Origin of the sequence: Mycolicibacterium arseniciresistens, from assembly GCF_030519285.1 — a bacterium.
Taxonomy (GTDB): Bacteria; Actinomycetota; Actinomycetes; order Mycobacteriales; family Mycobacteriaceae; genus Mycobacterium; species Mycobacterium arseniciresistens.
Window position 1 is genome coordinate 1 of sequence record NZ_JAUMSQ010000582.1, and the last position, 521, is coordinate 521.

Annotated in this window: 1 protein-coding gene; it reads right to left on the reverse strand. The window is 75.0% G+C overall.

What is annotated here, in order from left to right; genetic code table 11:
* Window positions 1–172: 172 nt before the first annotated feature.
* Window positions 173–521, reverse strand: a 349-nt coding sequence (locus Q2100_RS31625) for a glycosyltransferase (protein ID WP_302917174.1), incomplete at its 5' end; no start/stop codon positions are given.

Here is a 521-nt window from a genome sequence, read left to right on the forward strand (position 1 = left end):
CAGTCGACGACGTCGGCCTCGTTTCCGGCGATGGCGGCGATCGCCGGATCCGCCATCGCCACCACGCACCGCACATCCGGTCGGGCGTCCGACCGGGCCAGACCCGCGTTCTGCGCCCGCAGGTGGTGGTGCCTGCCGTGCACGACGGTGATGACGGCGGTCCTCGGCCCGGTCATGCGGCGATGGCCGCCGCGGCGCGGGCGGCGGCGCCTTCCACCTGCAGCCGTTTCCACTGCCGCGGGTCCTGGTGGCGCGCGCGTTGCACCAGTGCGGCCCACCGGTCGGCGGACGGCCAGCGTGGCACCGACACTGCGATGCCCGCCTCCGTGAGAGCGGCCGCGGTGGCGTGTTGTTCCCCGAACGGCCGCTGCTCGGGGATCACGACGGCGCACGCCTGGGCCAGGGCAACATCGGCGATGGCGTTCTGGCCGGCGTGGGTGACCACCACCTCGGCCGCCGAGAGCAGGGGCCACAGGTCGTCGACCCAGTCGGCGCCGCCGCCAGCCGCCACCCAGCGCAGA